This window comes from Photobacterium leiognathi, from assembly GCF_030685535.1.
Taxonomy (GTDB): domain Bacteria; phylum Pseudomonadota; class Gammaproteobacteria; order Enterobacterales; family Vibrionaceae; genus Photobacterium; species Photobacterium leiognathi.
The window spans coordinates 19,241-45,164 of sequence record NZ_CP131601.1 but is presented as its reverse complement, the minus strand read 5'-3'; the positions used below and the strand labels follow the sequence as shown (position 1 = coordinate 45,164).

The 25,924-nt window shown below is 45.1% G+C and carries 11 protein-coding genes, 5 tRNA genes, 3 rRNA genes and 3 pseudogenes; 9 read left to right on the top strand and 13 right to left on the bottom strand.

What is annotated here, in order from left to right; all coding sequences use genetic code 11:
- The 3 genes from Q7674_RS07020 to Q7674_RS07010 all read right to left on the bottom strand — a co-directional run bounded on the left by Q7674_RS07020 (position 1) and on the right by Q7674_RS07010 (position 345).
- A tRNA-Pro gene (locus tag Q7674_RS07020) sits at positions 1-77 on the bottom strand.
- Between the two features lie 73 nt (positions 78-150).
- A tRNA-His gene (locus tag Q7674_RS07015) sits at positions 151-226 on the bottom strand.
- A gap of 42 nt (positions 227-268) precedes the next feature.
- Positions 269-345 (bottom strand) — tRNA-Arg (locus Q7674_RS07010).
- Positions 346-625: 280 nt separating this feature from the next.
- Between Q7674_RS07010 and Q7674_RS07005 the strand changes: the two genes are divergently transcribed.
- The gene (locus Q7674_RS07005) at positions 626-1,033 is read left to right on the top strand and encodes a c-type cytochrome (protein WP_023933947.1); all 408 of its coding nucleotides are present in this window, start codon (positions 626-628) and stop codon (positions 1,031-1,033) included.
- Positions 1,034-1,115: 82 nt separating this feature from the next.
- On the opposite strand, the pseudogene rep reads toward Q7674_RS07005, so the two are convergent.
- Positions 1,116-3,134 (bottom strand): annotated as a pseudogene (rep, locus tag Q7674_RS07000) (DNA helicase Rep).
- Between the two features lie 312 nt (positions 3,135-3,446).
- Here rep and Q7674_RS06995 point away from each other — a divergent pair.
- The 6 genes and pseudogenes from Q7674_RS06995 to ubiK all read left to right on the top strand — a co-directional run bounded on the left by Q7674_RS06995 (position 3,447) and on the right by ubiK (position 13,161).
- Positions 3,447-4,595: an efflux RND transporter periplasmic adaptor subunit gene (locus tag Q7674_RS06995; protein ID WP_045066185.1), complete on the top strand. Its 1,149-nt coding sequence runs from the start codon at positions 3,447-3,449 to the stop codon at positions 4,593-4,595.
- A 9-nt stretch (positions 4,596-4,604) separates the two neighbouring features.
- Positions 4,605-7,746, top strand: a pseudogene (locus Q7674_RS06990) (efflux RND transporter permease subunit).
- 208 nt (positions 7,747-7,954) lie between these two features.
- Entirely contained in the window at positions 7,955-8,566 is a 612-nt protein-coding gene (locus Q7674_RS06985; RefSeq protein WP_008988283.1) for a TetR/AcrR family transcriptional regulator, read from the top strand.
- Between the two features lie 27 nt (positions 8,567-8,593).
- Positions 8,594-9,697 (top strand): efflux RND transporter periplasmic adaptor subunit, encoded by a 1,104-nt coding sequence (locus Q7674_RS06980; RefSeq protein ID WP_045066182.1) that lies wholly within the window; start codon positions 8,594-8,596, stop codon positions 9,695-9,697.
- A gap of 16 nt (positions 9,698-9,713) precedes the next feature.
- Positions 9,714-12,791, top strand: coding sequence for a multidrug efflux RND transporter permease subunit (locus Q7674_RS06975; RefSeq protein WP_008988285.1), 3,078 nt, complete (start codon positions 9,714-9,716; stop codon positions 12,789-12,791).
- 100 nt (positions 12,792-12,891) lie between these two features.
- On the top strand, positions 12,892-13,161 hold the full coding sequence (ubiK, locus tag Q7674_RS06970) for a ubiquinone biosynthesis accessory factor UbiK (protein WP_045066181.1): 270 nt from the start codon (positions 12,892-12,894) through the stop codon (positions 13,159-13,161).
- 68 nt (positions 13,162-13,229) lie between these two features.
- Here the strand turns inward: ubiK and ilvC are convergent, their stop codons facing one another.
- Positions 13,230-14,714, bottom strand: coding sequence for a ketol-acid reductoisomerase (gene ilvC / locus Q7674_RS06965; RefSeq protein WP_305423387.1), 1,485 nt, complete (start codon positions 14,712-14,714; stop codon positions 13,230-13,232).
- A 133-nt stretch (positions 14,715-14,847) separates the two neighbouring features.
- Between ilvC and ilvY the strand changes: the two genes are divergently transcribed.
- On the top strand, positions 14,848-15,744 hold the full coding sequence (gene ilvY, locus Q7674_RS06960; protein ID WP_045066187.1) for an HTH-type transcriptional activator IlvY: 897 nt from the start codon (positions 14,848-14,850) through the stop codon (positions 15,742-15,744).
- A 32-nt stretch (positions 15,745-15,776) separates the two neighbouring features.
- The gene (locus Q7674_RS06955; protein WP_305423385.1) at positions 15,777-16,982 is read left to right on the top strand and encodes an NAD(P)-binding domain-containing protein; all 1,206 of its coding nucleotides are present in this window, start codon (positions 15,777-15,779) and stop codon (positions 16,980-16,982) included.
- A 391-nt stretch (positions 16,983-17,373) separates the two neighbouring features.
- On the opposite strand, the gene Q7674_RS06950 is transcribed toward Q7674_RS06955, so the two are convergent.
- The 8 genes and pseudogenes from Q7674_RS06950 to Q7674_RS06915 form a co-directional block, all read right to left on the bottom strand.
- Positions 17,374-17,450, bottom strand: a tRNA-Trp gene (locus tag Q7674_RS06950).
- 36 nt (positions 17,451-17,486) lie between these two features.
- Positions 17,487-17,563 (bottom strand) — tRNA-Asp (locus Q7674_RS06945).
- Positions 17,564-17,628: 65 nt separating this feature from the next.
- Positions 17,629-17,744 (bottom strand): 5S ribosomal RNA (gene rrf / locus Q7674_RS06940).
- 85 nt (positions 17,745-17,829) lie between these two features.
- Positions 17,830-20,711 (bottom strand): 23S ribosomal RNA (locus Q7674_RS06935).
- 314 nt (positions 20,712-21,025) lie between these two features.
- Positions 21,026-22,577, bottom strand: a 16S ribosomal RNA gene (locus Q7674_RS06930).
- Together the 16S, 23S and 5S rRNA genes with 2 tRNA genes alongside form the textbook arrangement of a ribosomal RNA operon.
- A gap of 443 nt (positions 22,578-23,020) precedes the next feature.
- Entirely contained in the window at positions 23,021-23,557 is a 537-nt protein-coding gene (gene hemG / locus Q7674_RS06925) for a menaquinone-dependent protoporphyrinogen IX dehydrogenase (protein WP_023933962.1), read from the bottom strand.
- A gap of 10 nt (positions 23,558-23,567) precedes the next feature.
- Positions 23,568-25,025, bottom strand: a pseudogene (locus tag Q7674_RS06920) (TrkH family potassium uptake protein).
- A gap of 37 nt (positions 25,026-25,062) precedes the next feature.
- Entirely contained in the window at positions 25,063-25,683 is a 621-nt protein-coding gene (locus Q7674_RS06915) for a YigZ family protein (RefSeq protein ID WP_023933964.1), read from the bottom strand.
- Between the last annotated feature and the right edge of the window lie 241 nt (positions 25,684-25,924).

The following is a 25,924-nucleotide window of genomic DNA, read 5'->3' as shown; positions in this document are numbered from 1 at the left end:
TGGTCGGTGAAGAGGGATTCGAACCCCCGACCCTCTGGTCCCAAACCAGATGCGCTACCAAACTGCGCTATTCACCGACTTAATTCTGTGTGCTTATAAATAAGCAGGCTTTTAAAGCCAGAAAGCTGATAACATCAACTCTCTATAATATGGGGTGGCTAACGAGACTTGAACTCGCGACAACCGGAATCACAATCCGGGACTCTACCAACTGAGCTATAGCCACCATTGTTTTTTACTACCTTCCGCCAATACGACCATTTGGTAATGGTGCGCCCGAAAGGATTCGAACCTTCGGCCTTTGGCTCCGGAGGCCAACGCTCTATCCAGCTGAGCTACGGGCGCCTTGCCCTATCGACGGGGGTGAATATTACGGATCAGAGTGCCTCTCGGCAAGTGTTTTTTTTCATTTTTATTTTACTCGCTGATTTTATGTGCAAATAACTATTGATTCGTATCATACAAATACAGCGCATTAGTTTGATCCTCTATCACAACTCGATATACTAACTAATATATAACAACTTGATCATTTTAAAAACATTCGCCGTACTATTTCAACATTTACCCACACGTGAAGATAACAGCAACTAAAAGCACAATTTGGAAGTATGAGGTGAGTATTATGGATTTTTCTTTTCGACACTATTTATTTGCTATTTTAACTGGATTCGCCGTTGCTGGTACTGCAGTCGCAACCGACATGTCTAATGAAGCAATTGCTGAGCGGATCAAACCAGTTGGTAATTTATACCTAGAAGGTGAAGCCCCAGTGGTTGAAGTCGCTGCAGATCATCGGAGCGGTGAAGCTGTTTATAATACCTTTTGTGCCGCGTGTCATACCTCTGGCGTGATGGGTTCACCGAAAAAAGGCGTTGCCAGTGATTGGACAGAACGTCTAGCTAAGGGTAAAGACGTGTTAGCTGATCACGCGATTAATGGTTTTAATGCCATGCCAGCGAAAGGCTCTTGTATGGATTGTAGCGATGAAGAGATCGTTGCAGCTATTGATCACATGATTGCAGGTCTATAAACAACACCTCCAATATCATATAAAGAAGAGGGAGCATGATTGGTGCTCCCTCTTTTATTTAATTCATTCTATTTACGCAGCCTTACTTCTTATTAAACATTGCACGAATATTAGCGATGTGTGCTTGACCTTTGTGCATGCGCTCTTCAGCAGTAACCTACTTACGCTCGCTCTCCCACTCCAAATCATCTTGTGGTAATTCATATAAGAAGCGGCTTGGTTCTGGTTTGATTAACTCACCAAACTGACGGCGCTCTTTACATAAGGTAAACGTTAACTCGCGTTGGGCACGAGTAATACCCACGTAAGCTAAGCGACGCTCTTCATCAACATTGTCTTCATCGATGCTAGTTTGGTGCGGCAAGATCCCTTCTTCAGTACCCACTAAGAATACATAAGGAAACTCCAGACCTTTTGATGCGTGCAATGTCATGAGCTGAACTTGATCGGCATCGTCATCATCTTCACCACGCTCCATCATGTCACGCAGAGTCAGACGTTGAACCACCTCTTTTAAGGTTTTCTCTTCTTTATCATAGTTATCACCCTCTAGGTCAGCTGTGATCCAACTATATAAGTCAGAGACGTTCTTCATCCGCATTTCAGCCGCTTTCGGACTGGCTGAAGTTTCGTATAACCAATCTTCGTAATGAATATCGCGTACAAGTTGGCGCACCGCAGAAACCGTATCGCCACGTTCTGCATTATCTGCGAGTTGGTTGATCCAGTGGGTAAAGCGCTGCAGTGATTCTAAGCCTCGTCCAGACAGGTGCTGCTCTAACCCCATTTCAAAACTGGCAGCAAACAAGCTCTTACCACGCATATTGGCGTAAGTACCAAGCTTTTCTAGTGTCACCGGGCCAATCTCACGGCGCGGGGTATTTACGATACGTAAGAACGCATTGTCATCATCAAGGTTTGTCAAAAGGCGCAAGTACGCCATGATGTCTTTGATTTCTGAACGAGAGAAGAACGATGTACCGCCTGAGATCTTATAAGGAATACGGTTTTGCATCAGCGACTTTTCAAACAAGCGAGACTGATGATTACCACGGTATAAGATCGCATAGTCTTTATAAGCGGTATTGTTCATAAAACGATGTGCAATCAACTCACCAACGACTTTCTCTGCTTCATGCTCTTCATTCTTGGCTGTGATGACTTTTAACATCGCGCCGTCTGGAATTTCAGAAAACAACGCTTTTTCAAACAAGTGCGGGTTGTTAGCAATCAATATATTCGCAGTACGAAGAATACGACTGGTTGAGCGATAGTTTTGCTCCAGCTTGATCACTTTTAAGCTTGGAAAATCTTTATTAAGTAATGCCAAGTTTTCAGGTTGTGCACCACGCCATGAATAGATCGACTGATCATCATCACCCACCACGGTAAAGCGAGAGCGCTCACCCACCAGCAATTTCACAAACAAGTACTGACTGGTGTTGGTATCTTGATACTCATCCACCAGCAAGTAACGAATACGGTTTTGCCAATGCTTACGTACTTCTTCATTATCACGTAGCAGCAATACTGGCATCAAAATCAAATCATCAAAATCCAGCGCGTTATACGCCTTCATTTGACGCTGATACATCTCATAGCAATGGGCAAATAACTGATCGCGCTCACTACGAGCTCGAGCAGCAGCATCTGCTGGCGACAACATGTCATTTTTCCAGTTAGAAATCGATGACAGTAACAACTTGAGTAAATCTTTATCGCCTTCCAGTTCGTCTTCTGTCAGCTCTTTAAGCAGTGCCATTTGGTCTTGATCATCAAACAACGAAAAACTGGCTTTTAAACCAAGGTGCTTATATTCACGACGAATGATGTTGAGACCTAAGGTGTGGAAGGTCGATACCATTAATCCTTTGGCTTCTTGGCGACCTAAGGTTTGCCCTACACGCTCTTTCATTTCACGTGCGGCTTTATTGGTAAAGGTCAGCGCTGCAATGTTTCGTGCTTTGTAATCACACTTTTGCACCAGATAAGCAATCTTATTAGTGATCACGCGGGTTTTACCCGAGCCAGCACCAGCTAGCACCAAGCAGGGTCCAGAGACGTATTTTACTGCTTCTGTTTGCCTTGGGTTCAGTTTCATTCGTTATCCTGACACTCATTTGTAAAAAGTGCATGTTAATGCATTTTATATATAGGGTTATTCAATATGTGAATAGTAAAACCCAAACCAATCACTAAGAATCATATCAATTGATTAACAATTCTTTTTAAGCATAAAACAAGAAACCGTACCTTTTTTATAAGGGGTGGAGTTTTTATGCAAAAAATAACCGTTTTATTTTTAAACGGCTATCATAGGTTACAAAATGTATAATTAGTGGTTACTCTATTGTAAATCCAAGGATTTGAATATTTCACGTTAAGTTATATCGCTTAAAATTTAGGAGTTTTCATGCGGAAAATCGCAAAACTAGCCATGGTTGTCAGTATGGCACTATGGGTATCAGCTTGTGATCAAAAAGCAGCAGATACATCTGCTCAACAAGCAGCAAAAAGTATTCCTGTTAGTACCATTGCTATCACATCTCACCCACAAGAAATCCGCGTGGAACTACCTGGTCGAAGTAAAGCTTACCTAGAAGCAGAAGTTCGCCCTCAGGTTTCAGGCATTATTACCGATCGTGGCTTTACTGAAGGTAGTGACGTTAAAAAAGGCCAGTCCCTTTATAGTATTGACTCCGCCAGCTACAACGCTGCTTACTTAAGCGCAAAAGCGGAACTAGCTAAAGCACAAGCAACGCTTGATTCAGCAAAAGCATTGGCGATCCGTAGTAAAAAACTAGTGGAACGCGGTGCGATCAGCAAGCAAACCTACGATGATAACCAAGCAGCTTACAAGGTCGCAATTGCAAGCCTTGAAGTGGCTAAAGCGAACGTCAATAAAGCCAAGATTGATCTCGATTATACCAAAGTTAAAGCACCAATTTCAGGTCGTATTGGTCAATCATCTGTCACGCCTGGTGCATTGGTTAATGCCGGTCAATCACAAGTGTTGGCAACCATTCAACAACTTGACCCTATCAACATTGATATTGCCCAATCAAGTGCGCAACTTCTACGTTTGAAAGCAGCATTAAAACAAGGCCAGCTTCAAGCAAGCCAAAATGCTGATGTTGAACTTATCTTAGAAGACGGCACCGTTTATCAACACCACGGTGTACTGCAGTTTGCGGAAGTGAATGTCGATCCAAACACTGGCTCTGTCACACTACGAGCAGAATTTCCAAACCCAGAAGGGATCTTACTGCCGGGTATGTATGTACGCGCAGTGCTAAACACAGGTACCGATCCTAAAGCCATCATGGTGCCGCAAAAAGCGGTAACACGTAACAGTAAAGGCCAAGCAACTGTCATGGTAGTAAATGCTGAGAACAAAGTAGAGTCTCGCATTGTTACGACAGCACAGGTGATTGATAACCAATGGCGTATTACTGAAGGCTTAAAAGATGGCGATCAAGTCATTGTCGATGGCCTACAAAAAGTACGCCCGGGCGCTTTAGTTCAGCCGACATTAACCAACAACTCGCAACCTCAAAAGTAGAGATAAAATATGGCTCGTTTCTTTATCGATCGCCCTATTTTTGCTTGGGTGATCGCGATAATCGTGATGCTTGCCGGGGTACTGTCAATTATCAAATTGCCAGTGTCTCAGTATCCAAGCATCGCACCGCCGACCGTGGTGATCAGCGCTAACTACCCTGGCGCAAACGCAAAAACCATGGAAGACACGGTGACACAGGTGATCGAGCAGCGCATGACAGGTATCGACCACCTGCGCTACTTATCATCCACCAGTGATAGCTTTGGTAATACCCAAATTACCCTTACCTTTAACGCGGAAGCAGATCCTGATATTGCTCAGGTTCAGGTGCAGAATAAACTGCAAGCCGCTCTACCATTGCTACCAATGGAAGTGCAGCAGCAAGGTGTAAAGGTTAACAAAGCTAGCTCATCATTCTTAATGGTTGTCGGCTTCTATTCTGAAGATGGCTCAATGGATAAGAACGATATTTCGAACTACATCAGTTCGAACGTTGCCGATCCAATGAGCCGTGTAGCAGGCGTGGGTGAAATCACCACCTTTGGTGCTCAATACGCAATGCGTATATGGTTAGATCCGCTAAAACTGACCAAATACAACCTGACCAGTATTGATGTGATTGCTGCGATCAAAGAGCAAAATGCCCAGATCTCAGCAGGCCAACTGGGTGCTTCACCATCAATGCCAGGCCAAGAGCTTAACGCTACGGTATCAGCGCAAAGCCGCTTGCAAACACCTGAAGAGTTTAAAAACATCATTGTTAAATCAGACTCAGCAGGTGCAACCGTACGTCTAGGTGATGTTGCACGCGTTGAACTGGGTGCAGAAGATTACTCAGTACAAGTGTTCTACAACGGTAAACCTGCCAGTGGTTTAGGTATCAAGCTAGCAACAGGTGCTAACGCCCTTGCAACAGCAGAAGCGGTAAAAGCCAAAGTAGAAGAGTTAAAGCCTTTCTTCCCTGAAGGTTTAACTGCCGTTTACCCGTACGACACGACGCCATTCGTTGAAAAATCAATTGAAGGGGTTGTTCATACGCTGTTTGAAGCGGTGGCACTGGTGTTTATCATCATGTACCTGTTCTTACAGAACTTCCGTGCAACCTTGATCCCAACCATTGCTGTACCTGTTGTATTGCTAGGTACCTTTGCGGTGCTTTCGATGGCAGGGTTTTCGATCAATACCCTAACCATGTTTGCAATGGTACTTGCCATCGGCTTGCTGGTTGATGACGCCATCGTGGTGGTAGAGAACGTTGAACGTGTAATGCATGAAGAAGGCTTAAATGCCGTTGAAGCAACACGAAAATCAATGGATCAAATTACTGGTGCACTGGTCGGTATCGCCTTAACACTATCTGCGGTATTCGTACCAATGGCATTTATGTCGGGCTCGACAGGTGTTATCTACCGTCAGTTCTCGATAACCATTGTAACTGCAATGTCACTGTCGGTTCTGGTCGCGGTGATCTTAACACCAGCGCTTTGTGCAACCATGCTAAAACCGATTGAACATGGTGAGAAGAAAGGTTTCTTCGGTTGGTTTAACCGCACGTTTGATAAATTAACCTCACGTTATGAAGCAAGCGTAGCAGCAATGATCAAACGCTCTATTCGCGTCATGTTGATCTTCCTTGGCCTCACCGTTGCTGTTGGTTGGATGTTCAACAAAATGCCAACGTCATTCCTACCTGATGAAGATCAGGGGATCTTATTTAGCCAAGCTATCTTGCCAGTGAACTCTACCCAGGAGCAAACCCAAGAAGTAATGGATAAGGTCTCTGATTTCTACCTCAATGATGAAAAAGATACCGTAGCAAGTGTGTTTAGTGTATCTGGCTTTAGTTTCGCAGGTAGTGGTCAGAACATGGGTATGGCATTTATCAGCTTGAAAGATTGGTCAGATCGCCAATTACCGGGCATGGATGTGAAATCGGTCGTGGCTCGCTCGATGGCATACTTCCAGCAGATCAAAAATGCCATGGTGTTCTCGTTTGCCCCACCAGCAGTTGTTGAGCTAGGTACGGCATCTGGTTTTGATTTCTATCTTCAAGATAGAAGTGGTCAAGGGCACGATAAACTGATCGCCGCTCGTAACCAATTACTCGGTCTGGCAGCACAAAACCCGAACCTTGTCGGTGTACGTCCGAATGGTCAGGAAGACGCGCCGATGTACCAAATCAATGTTGACCAAGCGAAGATCCGCGCACTGGGTATTGATATTCAATCAGTAAACCAAGTGCTAGGGACTGCTTGGGGTAGCTCGTACGTTAATGACTTCATCGACCGTGGACGTGTTAAGAAAGTCTTCGTTCAAGGTGATGCAGAATACCGTATGAAACCTACCGACTTAGATACTTGGTATGTACGTAATAACCAAGGTGAAATGGTACCGTTCTCTGCCTTTGCAATCTAGTGAATGGAAATACGCATCACCTCGTCTAGAGCGTTTCAACGCCACACCTGCGGTTAACATCCAAGGTGGCGTAGTGCCAGGTTACAGTACAGGTCAGGCAATGCTTGATATTGAAGAGATGGTAAAACAATTACCACCGGGCTTTGGTATCGAATGGAACGGCTTATCTTATGAAGAGCGACTATCCGGTAACCAAGCACCAATGCTGTATGCGTTGTCTATCTTGGTAGTATTCCTGGTACTTGCAGCATTATATGAAAGCTGGTCAGTTCCTTTTGCCGTAATCTTAGTGGTACCACTAGGTATTATCGGTGCACTACTGGCAATGAACGGTCGTGGTATGCCTAACGACGTATTCTTCCAAGTAGGTCTATTAACCACCGTTGGCTTGGCAACTAAGAACGCCATCTTGATTGTGGAATTTGCTAAAGAATACTACGAAAAAGGCGCGGGACTGGTAGAAGCAACACTGCATGCTGTCCGTGTACGTCTACGTCCAATCATCATGACATCGCTAGCCTTCGGTTTAGGTGTTGTACCACTAGCGATCAGTACTGGTGTAGGTTCAGGTGGTAAGAATGCCATCGGTACTGCGGTACTTGGTGGTATGTTAAGTTCTACCTTCTTAGGTATCTTCTTTATTCCGATTTTCTTCGTCGTGGTTGAACGTATTTTCAGTCGCAAAAAGAAGAAAGATGCAGAAGAAAATAAAGAGCCAGTAACAGAAAAGCACTAATAATTTAAGTGAAACAATTAATAAGCGCATGCCTTGGGTATGCGCTTTTTTTTGCTTAGTTATTTAGCCCGACTTCTATACTTATAACGTTAAGATAATAAATCAAAAGCGCTTATTTGCTAAAAGCATAAACGGCCGTAACAAAATAGAAAATATAGTTCAAAAGGCTAATTTAAAACTTGCGCATCAAGGATGACAATCTACAATAATGAACGATCGTTCATTCATTTCACACCCAAATATAATTGCCACTATGAATGAGAAAAAACAACGTATATTGGCAGCAGCAGAAAAGCTTCTCGCAGAATTAGGCTTTCATGGTCTTTCAATGCAAATGGTTGCTAAGGAAGCCAATGTCGCAGCAGGTACAATTTACCGTTACTTCAATGATAAAGAAGACCTACTCAACCAATTACATGATCACATTTTAAGTTATATCGCAGCACAGATAAGTCACAACATTGTCGATAGTATGCCGATCAAGCAGCGCTACCGCACTATGTGGCTTAACTTGTGGCACATGACAATCAATGGTGATGCCCCGTTAGTCATTCGGGGACAGTTCCAAAGCCTGCCATGCCAAAACAAACAAGATCGAATACGTTTAAGTCAAAAACTCTTTTCCCCCGTTGCAACTATGTTCAATGACGGAAAAGCATGTGGCTTATTTAAGGATCTCGATAACGAGGTACTGAGTGTATTGAGTCTTGAAACGAGTTGTAGTTTAGCTCGTCGGCAAATTCACCGTGGGCTAGAGATCAGTGATGACGAAATTGAAGCCGTTATCAATGCCTCTTGGGACGCTATCACTCTGCATTAATATCGCTAAACCGGAGCAAACCTAACAATGAAAAAGTGGATAGTAGTGTTACTTCTTGTCCTCCTGTTATTCGGGAGTGTCATTGGTTTCAACTTATTCAAAGAGAAGAAAATTGCTGAATACATGGCGAATATGCCAGAGCCAAACTACCCAGTAACCTCGATTACGACGAAGGGCGAGAACTGGTACCCTGCGATCCAAGCCATTGGTTTCATCGAGCCAGTTCAAGGTGTGACGCTAACATCTGAAGCATCAGGTGTGATCAGCAAAATCGCTTTTGAATCAGGTCAGCGTGTTAAAGCAGGTCAAGAGTTGGTATCGATCAACTCCAATGTAGAAGAATCAAGTCTACAAAGTACCAAAGCTAAACTGCCAGCGGTTGAAGCAACATACAAACGTTACCAAGATCTTTACCGTAAAGGTTCAGTATCTAAGTCTAGCCTTGATGAAGCAAAAGCAAACTACCGTGCCCTTGTATCGCAAATTAAATCGTTAGAAGAGTCAATTCAACGTCGTGATATCGTGGCGCCGTTTGATGGTGAAGTAGGTCTACGTAACGTTTATCTTGGTCAATACATTCAACCAGGCACACAGATCGTACGTCTAGAAGATACTCGTACTATGCGTTTCCGTTTCACCGTACCGCAAACCGACATTTCTAAGATCCAAATCGGTCAAACGGTAGATATCAATGTGGACGCTTACCAAGACATCGACTTCAAAGGTCAAATCACGGCAATCGAGCCTGCGGTTAACGCGCAAACGGGTTTAGTACAAGTACAAGCCGACATCCCTAACAGTGGCGGTAAGCTACGTAGTGGTATGTTTGCTCGTGCACGAGTGATCCTACCAACCATTAGCAATCAAATTATCGTGCCACAAACGGCGATCACCTACACCCTATACGGTGACACGGTTTACGTACTAAAAGAAGTTGATGGCAAATTACGTGCTATTCAAACAGTGGTGACCACAGGTCAAAACCACGGTAACAAAGTGCGCATTCTTTCAGGCATTAAAACTGGCGAGCAAATCGTTACCACAGGTCAAATTCGTCTAAGTAACAAATCGCTAGTGCATGTTGTTGAAAATGATGCACTTAAAGCTCCAGCAGTAACACCACTGCTGTAATTGGAGAACTCTCGTTATGCGCTTTACTGATATTTTTATCAGACGCCCCGTCCTCGCAATTTCGATCAGCTTACTGATCGCATTGCTTGGCTTTCAGGCGATATTCAAAATGCAGGTTCGACAGTATCCAGAAATGACCAACACCGTAGTAACGGTTAGTACCGCATACTATGGTGCCAGTGCAGATCTGATGCAGGGCTTTATTACTCAGCCCTTAGAACAGGCCATTGCTCAAGCCGATAATATTGACTACATCACCGCACAAAGTACGCTGGGGATGTCGACAATCACAGTACAAATGAAACTGAATACCAACCCGAACGCAGCCTTGGCTGACGTTTTGGCGAAGGTAAACTCGGTTCGTTCGCAGTTACCAACAGAAACCCAAGACCCAACCATCACCCTATCAACTGGTGGTGATACGGGTGTGCTTTACTTAGGTTTCACCAGTAAAAGCTTGAACTCTAGTCAGATCACTGACTACATCGAGCGTGTGGTTAAGCCACAACTATTTACGGTTAACGGCGTATCGAAAGTTGATATGTACGGTGGTGTACCTTACGCGCTACGTGTTTGGTTAGATCCACAGAAAATGGCTGCATTTAACCTATCAGCAAGCGATGTTATTCAAGTCCTAAAGGCGAATAACTACCAATCTGCGGTAGGTCAGGTGAACAATGACTTTGTCCTCTACAACGGTAGTGCAGATACCCAGTCAAACAGCCCTGAAACACTAGAAAAGCTGGTTGTAACCAGTAAAGATGGTCAAGTAACCCGTCTTGGCGACATCGCGAAAGTAACGCTATCGAAAAGTAGTGACAGCTACCGCGCATCAGCAAACGGCCAAGAAGCTGTGGTAGCCGCGATTCAAGCAGCACCAAGTGCCAACCCAATTAACATCGCTGCCGATGTTATTAAACTACTACCAACCATTGAGCGTAACATGCCAAGCACCATCAAGATGACGGTGATGTACGACTCAACGATTGCGATCAACGACTCTATTCATGAGGTAATTAAAACTATCCTTGAAGCAGCGGTGATTGTATTGGTGGTGATCGCGCTATTTATCGGCTCACTACGTTCAGTACTGATCCCTATCATCACTATTCCATTATCACTTGTTGGTGTGGCATTGGTGATGCAGCTATTTGGCTTCTCGTGGAACTTGATGACACTACTGGCAATGGTACTTGCCATCGGTCTGGTAGTAGATGACGCCATCGTGGTACTTGAAAACGTTGAGCGTCATATGAAGATGGGAGAAAGCCCTTTCCGTGCTGCCATTATTGGTACACGTGAAATCGCGATTCCAGTTATCTCCATGACTATCGCGCTAGGTGCGGTATACGCGCCAATCGCATTAATGGGTGGCTTAACAGGCTCACTCTTTAAAGAGTTTGCATTAACGCTAGCGGGTGCCGTATTTATCTCAGGGATCATCGCACTGACATTATCACCGATGATGTGTGCTCACTTCCTAAAAGAAAATGCTGCGCCAAATAAATTCGAACAAGCCGTACACCGCTTCTTAGATCGTCTAACGCTACGTTACGAGAAGATGCTAGGCGGCATCATGAACATGCGCCCTGTGGTGATCGTGTTTGCGGTATGTGCATTCGCAAGTTTGCCATTCTTGTTCAAATTTATTCCAAGTGAGCTTGCGCCTGCGGAAGATAACGGCGTAGTCGTGTTCCAAGGTAATGCGCCATCAAACGCAAACTTGGACTTCATTGAAGACAGCATGAACCAAGTCAACAAGGTACTAACAGAGCAAAAGAGCGTGGAATACGCGCAGGTATTCTCAGGTATTCCTGCTGCCAACCAAGCGTTTGGTCTAGCTACCTTGAAGCCTTGGAGTGAGCGTACTGAAAGCCAAGCAGAAGTGGCTAATGACGTAGCGAAGAAAATCAAAGACATTCCTCAAATGTCGGTTGCTGCGTTCCAAATGCCAAGCTTACCAGGTGCTGGCGGTGGCTTCCCTGTTCAGTTCGTGATCACCACTCCGAACAACTTTAAGAGCTTGTTCCAAGTGGCATCTGAGATGCTAACGAAAGTGAAAGATAACCCGATGTTCGTTTACTCGGATCTGAACTTGAGATACGACTCAGCTGACATGAAGATCAAGATCAACAAAGACAAAGCAGGCGCTTACGGTGTGACGATGCAATCTATCGGTAACACACTAAGTACCATGCTAGCAGGCGGTGACATTAACCGCGTTGATATCTTAGGTCGTTCATACAAGGTGATCCCACAAGTTGAACGTAAGAACCGTTTCAATCCAAACGATTTAAACAACTACTACGTGAAAACAAATACAGGCGATCTGATCCCACTCGGTAGCTTAGTAACCATCAAGGTGACATCAACACCACCAACGTTACCAAGCTTTAACCAACAAAACGCAGCAACCATCAGTGGCGTATTAGCCCCTGGTACATCAATTGGTGATGCGGTGAGCTGGTTAAATACAGAAGCGGCGAAAGTACTGCCTAAAGGTTATAGCTACAACTACCTTGGCGAGAGCCGTCAGTACGTAACAGAAGGTAACGCACTATACGCAACCTTCGGTTTAGCATTGGCTGTTATCTTCCTAGTGCTGGCTATTCAGTTTGAATCGCTACGTGATCCACTGGTTATTCTAGTATCGGTTCCTCTTGCTATTTGTGGTGCGTTGATCGCACTGGCATGGGGTGCGACGACCTTGAATATCTACTCGCAGATCGGCCTTATCACCCTGATTGGCTTGATCACTAAACACGGTATTTTGATCTGTGAGGTAGCAAAAGAAGAACAGCTATTCCACGGTAAGAATCGCTTAGAAGCGGTCATGGAAGCTGCGAAGATCCGTCTTCGTCCAATCCTAATGACCACATGTGCGATGATTGCAGGTCTGATCCCACTACTTTACGCATCAGGCGCAGGTGCTGCCTCTCGCTTTAGTATTGGTATTGTTATCGTTGCTGGTCTTTCAATTGGTACGCTATTTACCTTGTTTGTTCTGCCAGTTATCTATACATTCCTAGCAAGCGAACACAAACCGCTACCTGTTTTCGTTGAAGATGACGATGCGACAGATAGCCATTTCTAAGTAAATAGAGAAATGTAAAAAGGGCGCTGGAATTTCCGCGCCCTTTTATTTTACGATTACAATAACAGAATAAAGATTCTCGCAACGGAGTAAGCGAATCATGTTTGATCCAAAAAAGCTTGAGCAAGTAGCTAAGCAAATTCAAGACGCGATGCCACAGCCAGTTAAAGATCTAGGTAACGACGTTGAGCAAAAAGTACGTCAGGTGATCCAATCACAGTTGGGTAAACTAGATGTTGTTAACCGTGAAGAGTTTGAAGTACAAACTCAAGTGCTACTACGCACACGTCAAAAGCTAAACGAGCTAGAGCACAAAATGGCAGAGCTTGAAGCGAAACTGTCTGCTGAAGACAAAATCGACAACGCATAATCTGTTATTCCAGATACTAAAAAGCCCGGTATTCACCGGGCTTTTCTATTTATTCGCTTACGCTGACATTAACCGCCTACTGCGATTTTCTTCATGTCTTTCATGTAACCACGTAGCTCTTTACCAATCACTTCAACTGGGTGATTACGTAGTGCTTCATTCACCTCAATTAGCTTCTGGTTGTCAGCAAAGTTAGATGTCTCACCTAATCCTTTACCAATCACATCCGTCGCTACTTTCGGCATAAATTGCTCACGCAGTAATGGCGTTGCTACGTTTGCAAATAGATAGTTACCGTACTCTGCAGTATCAGAGATAACCACGTTCATCTCGTACAGACGCTTACGTGCAATGGTGTTTGCGATAAGCGGTAGTTCGTGTAGTGATTCGTAGTATGCAGACTCATCAATGATGCCTGATGCTGTCATTGCTTCAAATGCTAGTTCAACACCCGCACGTACCATAGCAACCATCAAGATACCGTTATCAAAGTACTCTTGCTCGCTAATTTGAAGATCAGATGCTGGGTAGTTTTCAAATTGTGTTTCTGCTGTTTCACCACGCCAGCCAAGTAGATCTGCATCATCATTTGCCCAGTCAGCCATCATCGTACTAGAGAAGTGACCAGAGATAATGTCATCCATGTGCTTGTTATAAAGTGGACGCATGAGATCTTTTAGCTCTTCAGACAGATCAAACGCTTTTACTTTTGCAGGGTTTGATAGACGATCCATCATGTGAGATACACCACCAAACTTCAGTGCTTCAGTGATCGTTTCCCAACCATACTGTAGCAGCTTGCCTGCGTACTCAGGTGCAATACCATCAGCAATCATCTTCTCGTAGCATACGATAGAGCCAGCTTGTAGCATGCCACAAAGAATAGTTTGCTCCCCCATCAGATCTGATTTAACTTCAGCAACAAATGACGACTCTAGTACGCCTGCACGATGACTACCAGTTGCCGCCGCCCATGCTTTAGCAATTTCAAGACCATCGCCTTGTGGGTCATTTTCAGGGTGAACAGCAATAAGTGTTGGAACACCGAAACCACGCTTGTACTCTTCACGTACTTCTGTACCTGGACACTTAGGTGCAACCATAACAACCGTTAAGTCTTTACGGATTTGCATACCTTCTTCAACGATGTTGAAACCGTGCGAGTAACCTAGCGCTGCACCTTGCTTCATCAGTGGCATTACGGTTTCAACCACATTGGTGTGCTGCTTATCAGGGGTAAGGTTTACCACTAGATCTGCTTGTGGGATCAGTTGCTCGTAGCTACCTACTTCAAACCCATTCTCTTTCGCGTTTTTAAATGATTGACGTTGCTCATCAATCGCCGCTTGGCGCAATGCATAAGATACATCCAGACCTGAATCACGCATATTCAGACCTTGGTTTAGACCTTGCGCACCACAACCTACGATCACCACTTTCTTACCTTTTAGGTAATCTGCCTCAGTTGCAAACTCAGCGCGATCCATAAAACGACAACGACCTAGTTGATCTAACTGCTGACGTAGGTTCAGGGTATTAAAATAATTAGCCATAACAACAAACTCCGTGAAAATATATCCTTGGGTCGACATCTTCATTGTCGAATAACCTGATAGTAGATCAGGTAATTTGTTGCGCAAAGTGCTATATTCACAACAACTAATTGCAAATTATGCAACATGGACGATGAATATTAAAAATCTGCAACTATTTCTTCACCTTTGTGAATCCCATAATTTCAGCCAAACCGCACAGGCAATGCACATCAGTCCTTCCGCTTTAAGTCGTGTTATTCAACGCTTAGAAGAAGACTTAGGGCAAACCTTGTTTATTCGTGATAATCGCAGTGTGGAACTCACCCTTGCCGGAAAAAAATTGCTACCTGTCGCCTCTTTAATTGTGAGTAATTGGTTTGAAGTGAAAAGTGAGTTGCAGGAAGATCATTCCCAGCTACAAGGAAAGTTAACCCTATTTTGCTCCGTCACGGCCAGTTATAGCCACCTGCCGACAATCTTAAATAAATTTCGCATCATTTATCCCCATATCGAAATCCAACTGCAAACAGGCGATCCGGCACTGGCCATTGATAAAGTGCTTTCCGATCAAGTTGATATCGCTATTGCCGCTAAACCCGACAATTTACCGCCTAAATTAACTTACATCGAAGTTGATCAAATCCAAATGTCACTGATCAGCCCAATAATTTCAGCCCCTACGCTACAAAAAAGCTTAAACCATGATCCAGATTGGAAATCTTTACCCTTTATACTGCCAGAATCAGGACCAGCGCGAACTCGTGCTGATAAATGGTTTAAGAAAAAGAAAATAACCCCCTCTATTTATGCCCAAATATCAGGACATGAGGCCATTGTCAGTATGGTCGCACTAGGATGTGGTGTTGGAATTGCGCCAGATGTGGTAATAAATAACAGTCCTGTCAGCGACAAGGTTCAACGATTTAGTACCGAATCAATCGAACCTATGAGTTTAGGTTTGTGTTGTAAACAATCTCGCGAACAAGAACCTCTATTACATGCTTTGCTACAACTTTTTCATGACAGTTATTCAGAGAGCTTACTTTAACTCTCTTGTACATTTTTCAAGGAACAACAGTAGTGCCAAAACCAATCTTAACGCATTCATATTGCGCTGATTTCTATGCCGATCATGGTTACCAATTTTTAAAAACATTATCCCAAACGCATACTATTCCAGATAACCTCGTCATTTTTTCTGTCATGCACAGCTACGAAGGCTCACTGCCTTATATCAACGTGCTAGCAGAACTCGCTGACAAGCTAGTATTTATTCCCAAAGATGCCACTCTTGGCGCTACTCCTGGCCTACTAACCACCATCAGTACAATCCCCCATTGCCACGTTGTCTCGACCCAAAATAATAAAGCCTATTTAAGAAACCCTGCTCATTGTGAAGCAATGATCCGTCAATACATCGATGTAGAAACCCCTTTTCTGATCCTCGATCACGGTGGCTACTTCTCTTATGCTATTTCGCATATTTGTGAAACCTTTCAAGAACAATGTATTGGCATTACCGAGCTCACAGCTAACGGACTGCAAAAATACCTCGATAAACCACTCTCTAAACCGTTAGTTTCCGTCTCTCATCTTAGTATAAAAATGCTTGCTGACTTTGAAGCATCAGAGTGTATCGTCCATTATTCTGATCAGATCTTACGTGAAGAGTTTGGTCTAAAAATCAATAACTCAGGATTTCTAAAAACAGGAGTTATTGGCGCTGGAAATCTAGGACGAGGAGTGATCAAACACTTAAAAGCAAAAGGTATTACCAATATTCATGTAGCCGATTTCGATCCCCGTAAACTTACCCAGTTTCCCAGAGATGGTATTAAAGCCTGTTCAATCAACCATCTCGTTGAACACTGCAATATGTTGTTCTGTTGCACAGGTAATCAATCTATTACCCCTGAAATGATAGATAACCTATCGCAACCCATGTTTATTAGTACTGTAACCTCAGCTGACGACGAACTTCACTTACCCGATCTATTAGCAAACGATGTACTAACAGAAGTACACTCAAATGCACTCACCAAAGAATATAAAAACAAACAAGGTCATAGTGTGTATCTACTGGCAGGTGGAGAATCAGCGAATACACCTTTTAAAACAGGCATGGGCGATCCTACTCTCTACTTATTTGAAGCCGCACATATGCTCGCAGGTTTAAAACTGCTTGATAACCCCCATCAGTTTAAGCGCGGCATACAAGCACTTTCAGAAAAAGACGAGATGATGATTGCAGAGCAATGGCTAAAGCATTTTTATCACTACGCCTAATCCTCTTCTATAACGTTCACTGAACTCAAGCCTCATTGCTGTTATGAGGCTTTATCCCCCAAACAAAACCCTAGATATGAAAAAGCCCCGACATTTCTGACGAGGCTTTCGAAAATGGCAGAGATGAAGTGATTCGACCGGGCTGGCAATCCAGCTCCCAACATGCGATAGCACTAAATACAGCAAAACCTGCTGTTATTACTAAAACACAAATACAAAAAAACCTCGTCATTTCTAACGAGGCTTTCGAAAATGGCAGGGGTGAAGTGATTCGACCGGGCTGGCGCTCCAGCTCCCAACATGCGATAGCACTAAATACAGCAAAATCCGCTGTTATTTCTGAAACACAAATGCAAAAAAGCCTCGTCATTTCTGACGAGGCTTTCGAAGATGGCAGGGGTGGAGAGATTCGAACTCCCAACACGCGGATTTGGAATCCGCTGCTCTGCCAATTGGAGCTACACCCCTGTAGTTCGTGTTTAACGAGACGACGCTCAAATAAAGTGGCGGAGCGGACGGGACTCGAACCCGCGACCCCCGGCGTGACAGGCCGGTATTCTAACCAACTGAACTACCGCTCCACACGGAGATAAAACTTTCGTTTTATCCGATACCTGTCGTTCAGAACAAGTATCTTAAATTTGAAGCCTGGCGATGTCCTACTCTCACATGGGGAGGCCCCACACTACCATCGGCGCTATTACGTTTCACTACTGAGTTCGGCATGGGATCAGGTGGGTCCATAACGCTATGGTCGCCAAGCAAATTCATTACAATCTTAGAAAGCTGATTCTCAAACACACGTTCAAGTGTTCTTGGAGTCCGTATAAAACCCCTTGGGTGTTGTATGGTTAAGCCTCACGGGCAATTAGTATCGGTTAGCTCAATGCCTCACAGCACTTACACACCCGACCTATCAACGTTGTAGTCTTCAACAACCCTTTAGAGACCTTAAAGGTCTAGGGATGACTCATCTTGAGGCTCGCTTCCCGCTTAGATGCTTTCAGCGGTTATCGATTCCGAACTTAGCTACCGGGCAATGCGTCTGGCGACACAACCCGAACACCAGCGGTTCGTCCACTCCGGTCCTCTCGTACTAGGAGCAGCCCCTCTCAATCATCCAACGCCCACGGCAGATAGGGACCGAACTGTCTCACGACGTTCTAAACCCAGCTCGCGTACCACTTTAAATGGCGAACAGCCATACCCTTGGGACCGACTTCAGCCCCAGGATGTGATGAGCCGACATCGAGGTGCCAAACACCGCCGTCGATATGAACTCTTGGGCGGTATCAGCCTGTTATCCCCGGAGTACCTTTTATCCGTTGAGCGATGGCCCTTCCATTCAGAACCACCGGATCACTATGACCTGCTTTCGCACCTGCTCGAATTGTCATTCTCGCAGTCAAGCGGGCTTATGCCATTGCACTAACCTCACGATGTCCGACCGTGATTAGCCCACCTTCGTGCTCCTCCGTTACTCTTTGGGAGGAGACCGCCCCAGTCAAACTACCCACCAGGCACTGTCCGTAACCCCGATAAGGGGCCAACGTTAGAACATCAAGCATACAAGGGTGGTATTTCAAGGACGACTCCATAACCGCTGGCGCGATTATTTCACAGTCTCCCACCTATCCTACACATGTAGGGTCAATGTTCAGTGCCAAGCTATAGTAAAGGTTCACGGGGTCTTTCCGTCTAGCCGCGGGGACGCAGCATCTTCACTGCGATTTCAATTTCACTGAGTCTCGGGTGGAGACAGCGTAGTCATCATTACGCCATTCGTGCAGGTCGGAACTTACCCGACAAGGAATTTCGCTACCTTAGGACCGTTATAGTTACGGCCGCCGTTTACCGGGGCTTCGATCAAGAGCTTCGACCGAAGTCTAACCCCATCAATTAACCTTCCGGCACCGGGCAGGCGTCACACCGTATACGTCATCTTTCGATTTTGCACAGTGCTGTGTTTTTAATAAACAGTTGCAGCCACCTGGTATCTGCGACTCCCGGCAGCTTAGAGAGCAAGTCTCATCACCGCTAGGAGCGTACCTTCTCCCGAAGTTACGGTACCATTTTGCCTAGTTCCTTCACCCGAGTTCTCTCAAGCGCCTTGGTATTCTCTACCTGATCACCTGTGTCGGTTTGGGGTACGATTTCTTATAATCTGAAGCTTAGAAGCTTTTCCCGGAAGCATGGCATCAATGACTTCGTCACCGTAGTGACTCGACATCGTATCTCAGCCTTAAGATGGTCCGGATTTTCCTAAACCATCAGCCTACATACTTGGACCTGGACAACCGTCGCCAGGCTCACCTAGCCTTCTCCGTCCCTCCATCGCAATTATAAGAAGTACGGGAATATTAACCCGTTTCCCATCGACTACGCCTTTCGGCCTCGCCTTAGGGGTCGACTTACCCTGCCCCGATTAACGTTGGACAGGAACCCTTGATCTTCCGGCGAGGGTTTTCACTCCCTTTATCGTTACTCATGTCAGCATTCGCACTTCTGATACCTCCAGCATGCCTTACAGCACACCTTCAACGGCTTACAGAACGCTCCCCAATGGCAAAAGTACATTGCCGCAGCTTCGGTGTATAGCTTAGCCCCGTTAAATCTTCCGCGCAGGCCGACTCGACCAGTGAGCTATTACGCTTTCTTTAAATGATGGCTGCTTCTAAGCCAACATCCTGGCTGTCTGAGCCTTCCCACATCGTTTCCCACTTAGCTATAACTTTGGGACCTTAGCTGGCGGTCTGGGTTGTTTCCCTCTTCACGACGGACGTTAGCACCCGCCGTGTGTCTCCCGGATAGTACTTACTGGTATTCGGAGTTTGCAAAGGGTTGGTAAGTCGGGATGACCCCCTAGCCTTAACAGTGCTCTACCCCCAGTAGTATTCGTCCGAGGCGCTACCTAAATAGCTTTCGGGGAGAACCAGCTATCTCCGAGTTTGATTGGCCTTTCACCCCTAGCCACAAGTCATCCGCTAATTTTTCAACATTAGTCGGTTCGGTCCTCCAGTAAGTGTTACCTCACCTTCAACCTGCCCATGGCTAGATCACTCGGTTTCGGGTCTAATCCTAGCAACTCATTCGCCCAGTTAAGACTCGGTTTCCCTACGGCTCCCCTAAACGGTTAACCTTGCTACTAAAATTAAGTCGCTGACCCATTATACAAAAGGTACGCAGTCACCCAACAAGTGGGCTCCTACTGCTTGTACGTACACGGTTTCAGGTTCTATTTCACTCCCCTCACAGGGGTTCTTTTCGCCTTTCCCTCACGGTACTGGTTCACTATCGGTCAGTCAGGAGTATTTAGCCTTGGAGGATGGTCCCCCCATATTCAGACAAGATAACACGTGTCCCGTCCTACTCGTTTTCACTGATAAGATGTTGTCGGTTACGGGGCTATCACCCTGTATCGCGGCACTTTCCAGAACCTTCACCTAACATCAAACTAGCTTAAGGGCTAATCCGGTTTCGCTCGCCGCTACTACCGGAATCTCGGTTGATTTCTCTTCCTCGGGGTACTTAGATGTTTCAGTTCCCCCGGTTCGCCTCGTGCTGCTATGTATTCACAACACGATACGTGCTTATGCACGTGGGTTTCCCCATTCGGAAATCCCAGAGTCACCGGTTTTTACTACCTTCTCTGGGCTTATCGCAAGTTAATACGTCCTTCATCGCCTCTGACTGCCAAGGCATCCACCGTGTACGCTTAGTCACTTAACCATACAACCCCAAGAGGTTTCGTATGTTCAAACAACCAAGGTTTATGTCTCTGATAAGGAGACGTTGGTTTTTCGCCGGACTCGATACAAGACACTTGAATGTGTATTGTTTTGAGAACTCGTTTTCATCTTTCGATGAAAACTATAAATCAATCTATTGATTGAATTTACTAGTCAGCTTTCCAGATTGTTAAAGAGCATAACGCAAAAGCGTTAATCAATGACTCTGTCATTAATTAGCACTTTCACTATTTTCTAAAACCATTTCACCAAGCAATCTGTGTGGACACTGCATTCAACAGTTAAGTCTTTAGGTAAGGAGGTGATCCAGCCCCAGGTTCCCCTAGGGCTACCTTGTTACGACTTCACCCCAGTCATGAACCACACCGTGGTAAACGCCCTCCCGAAGGTTAAGCTATCTACTTCTGGTGCAGCCCACTCCCATGGTGTGACGGGCGGTGTGTACAAGGCCCGGGAACGTATTCACCGTGACATTCTGATTCACGATTACTAGCGATTCCGACTTCATGGAGTCGAGTTGCAGACTCCAATCCGGACTACGACGTACTTTCTGGGATTCGCTCACTCTCGCGAGTTGGCAGCCCTCTGTATACGCCATTGTAGCACGTGTGTAGCCCTACTCGTAAGGGCCATGATGACTTGACGTCGTCCCCACCTTCCTCCGGTTTATCACCAGCAGTCTCCCTGGAGTTCCCACCCGAAGTGCTGGCAAACAAGGATAAGGGTTGCGCTCGTTGCGGGACTTAACCCAACATTTCACAACACGAGCTGACGACAGCCATGCAGCACCTGTCTCAGAGCTCCCGAAGGCACCAAAGCATCTCTGCTAAGTTCTCTGGATGTCAAGAGTAGGTAAGGTTCTTCGCGTTGCATCGAATTAAACCACATGCTCCACCGCTTGTGCGGGCCCCCGTCAATTCATTTGAGTTTTAATCTTGCGACCGTACTCCCCAGGCGGTCTACTTAACGCGTTAGCTCCGAAAGCCACGGCTCAAGGCCACAACCTCCAAGTAGACATCGTTTACGGCGTGGACTACCAGGGTATCTAATCCTGTTTGCTCCCCACGCTTTCGCATCTGAGCGTCAGTCTTTGTCCAGGGGGCCGCCTTCGCCACCGGTATTCCTTCAGATCTCTACGCATTTCACCGCTACACCTGAAATTCTACCCCCCTCTACAAGACTCTAGTCTGCCAGTTCAAAATGCTGTTCCGAGGTTGAGCCCCGGGCTTTCACATCTTGCTTAACAGACCGCCTGCATGCGCTTTACGCCCAGTAATTCCGATTAACGCTCGCACCCTCCGTATTACCGCGGCTGCTGGCACGGAGTTAGCCGGTGCTTCTTCTGTAGGTAACGTCAAACAATGCCGCTATTAACGACACTGCCTTCCTCCCTACTGAAAGTACTTTACAACCCGAAGGCCTTCTTCATACACGCGGCATGGCTGCATCAGGGTTTCCCCCATTGTGCAATATTCCCCACTGCTGCCTCCCGTAGGAGTCTGGACCGTGTCTCAGTTCCAGTGTGGCTGATCATCCTCTCAGACCAGCTAGGGATCGTTGCCTTGGTGAGCCATTACCTCACCAACAAGCTAATCCCACCTGGGCTAATCCTGACGCGAGAGGCCCGAAGGTCCCCCTCTTTGCTCCGAAGAGATTATGCGGTATTAGCTATCGTTTCCAATAGTTATCCCCCACATCAGGGCATATTCCCAGGCATTACTCACCCGTCCGCCGCTCGCCGCCCTTAACGTTCCCCGAAGGTTCAGTTAAGTCGCTGCCGCTCGACTTGCATGTGTTAGGCCTGCCGCCAGCGTTCAATCTGAGCCATGATCAAACTCTTCAATTAAAGTTTTGTTGGTCTTTCGACCTGCTCAATGAATACTGTTAATTCATCATAAAATGATGAATGAATTGACTGTGCTGATACCGAAGTATCAAATTGGTCACTAGTATCATTGATAAATCTTTTTGACTAATCATTCAACGAGTGCCCACACAGATTGCATGGTCAAATTGTTAAAGAACAATCTTCAGCGAAACTAAAACTTTCAAACCGTTTCAAGCTTTCGTTGAAGTGGATGTCCATTCTAACGAAATAAGTTTTGGTGTCAAACACTTTTTCAACTTATTTTCTTAAATCTTTCATCCTATCGTCACAAACCGAAATCCTTATTGGAAGCCGTTGTCGTGTCGATGAGGCGGCATTATAGGGACAAAACAGGGCTTAGCAAGTAATAATTCACTTTTCTTGAAAAAAAGACACTTTTAGATCAAAAAGCAATCAACCACCTATTTTCTGCATCCTTGTTGCTTAAACACTTGAGTAAATTCGCTCACTTTTTGCCAATCGGTGTATTCAACTTCTTTGGTTGTATCTGTTTCACCGCCAGTAATTTTCATAATGAGCTTAATCATGGTGCGATCAAAGAAGTTATAACGTGGATATCTCAGTGCTCCTGCAAAAACCCCAATCAGTGCAGGTTGCCATGGTGACTTGATTAAGAACTTCTTAATGTATGCACTTCCCTCTGGGGTATCTTTACCTTCTTTGCGCGCTGTCAGGTTCACACAAAAGAAAGCGACATTATCTTGTGATAATTGTGCTTGGTATTTATTGATAAAAGCGTAGAGCTTTTTATTAAAGTGACCATAACGAATAGAAGCCCCAACTAGTACACGATCATAAGCGCTAAAATCCACGTTAGGCTCATTATGGATATTCATATACTCACAGCTGTACTGTTCACCTAGCGCTTGCTCGATATGGTTTAAAATTTTCTTGGTTTGTCCTTCGCAACTGGAAAACAGAAATAAGACCTTTTCCATAAGTACCTCTTTAGTTACGCCAGAACGTCGGCGTAAACAAAACTAATAGTGTAAAGACTTCTAATCGTCCAAATAACATGGAGATAATTAATATCCACTTTGCAGAATCGTTGATTTCGCCAAAATGGACAGCGACTTCGCCTAAGCCCGGGCCTAAGTTATTTAATGTCGCTGCAACGGCAGAGAATGCAGTCAGTTCATCAAGCCCTGTTGCAATCAATGCCAGCATACAAATTACAAACACAAGCGCGTAAGCAGAGAAGAATCCCCATACAGCGTCAACAACACGCTGTGGGAGTGCTTTATTACCTAACTTAATGGTGTATACCGCTCTTGGGTGTACAAGACGTTTTAGTTCACGTACCCCTTGCAGTGAAAGTAATAAAATTCGGATCACTTTCATACCACCACCGGTTGAACCTGCACATCCACCTATAAAAGAGGAGAATAAAAGCAATACAGGTAAAAACAATGGTCAGTCTGAAAAACCTGTGGTCGTAAAACCTGCGGTGGTAGAAATCGATACCGTTTGGAACAGTGCTTGATCAAACGCCGAAAAGTAAGAGTCGTACGGGCTATGTTTAATAAGTAGACCAAAACAGATGACAAACAAAATAAACTGCACTCCAAGAAAAGCTCGGAATTCAGGATCACGCCAATAAGTTTTCAAGTGCACACCACCATTACCAAAGGCAGCAAAGTGCAACGAGAAGTTACAGGCAGAGATTAACAAGAACACCACGGTGATCATGTTAATGGTTGGGCTGTTGAAATACCCCATACTGGCATCATGGGTTGAGAAGCCACCAATCGCGATGGTTGAGAAACTATGGGAAATCGCATCAAAGCCTGACATCCCAGCTAACCAAAACGCAAAGGCGCAGCTTACGGTTAATGCCAGATAGATGTACCACAGGGTTTTAGCGGTTTCCGCAATACGTGGTGTCATCTTGCTGTCTTTGACCGGACCTGGAATTTCAGCACGGTAAAGCTGCATACCACCGATCCCAAGAACAGGCAAAATAGCGACAGCTAACACGATGATACCCATACCACCAAACCACTGTAGCAACTGGCGGTAGAACAAAATCGCTTTCGGTAAATGATCAAGACCAACGATAACGGTGGCCCCAGTGGTTGTCAGTGCGGAAAAGGATTCAAAAAAGGAGTCGGCAACAGACAAATCAGGGGTTTTCGATAACAGGAAAGGGATCGCACCAGCACTACCAATAACCACCCAGAACAAAACGACAATAAGAAAGCCATCTCTTGCCTTGAGCTCATGGCGATGCCGTCTGTTTGGTAGCCATAATAATGCACCACCCGCGATCAGAATAAAGAATGTAACGACAAACGGGAAACCCGCACCATCACGATAGATTAATGCCACCAGCGCCGGAATAAGCATAGTGACACTAAAAAGCGCGAGCAACAGCCCGACGATTCGAATAATTGAACGAAACTGCATGGCCTAAACGGCTCTCACCTTAAATATAGAGAAATAACTACGATGCTGAGGCTGCAACAATGCGCCCGCCACTACGATTGGTTAATTTGGCACAAAACTCATCCACTATACGACTATCTAACTCGATCTGCATAGTGACTTGATTACCATAATCAGCATGTAACTGTGTGCCGTTGTATTCACTTAATAGTGACTCAACCAAAGAGACCTGATTATATTCACAACTGAGCTGAAGTTCTGAAGTGATCACTTTCTGTTTTGTTTCTAATCGTGTCAGTGCTTGTTGTACACCACCACCATAAGCTTTTACTAAACCACCAGTACCTAAACGGATCCCGCCATAATAGCGAGTAACCACAGCGGTGATTTCACCTACACCAGAGCCTGTTAGCTGAGCAAGAATAGGCTTACCTGCCGTACCCGATGGTTCACCATCATCACTAAAGCCCCACTTCATGGAATCTGTTGGACGCCCTGCGACAAATGCCCAACAGTTATGACGCGCATCATGATGACGTTCTTTAATCTGCTGAACGAACTGTTTTGCCGCTTCTATATTAGGGGTATGCGCTAAATAAGTAATAAAGCGACTCTTCTTGATCTCTTCTTCAAATATCACATCTGCAGTAGGAACAAGATAAGGTTCTGAATTCGACATTATTGACGCCTTAGTGAAAAAGGGATGGCAGCATACCATATTCCATCTTTCTCAAACCACTGAGGTAAAAACAGGACACCAACTCTCTAAATAATAAACCAACCTGTATTAAAGATGAGTCATTCACCACAAATGTTAAACAAATGTTTAAATTAATGTTTGAATTTGTTTCTAACAGAGTTCACACTTAGCTTATACCTATAACAGGTCAAACCAGTTAAATCACACCCTGATCCAGCGC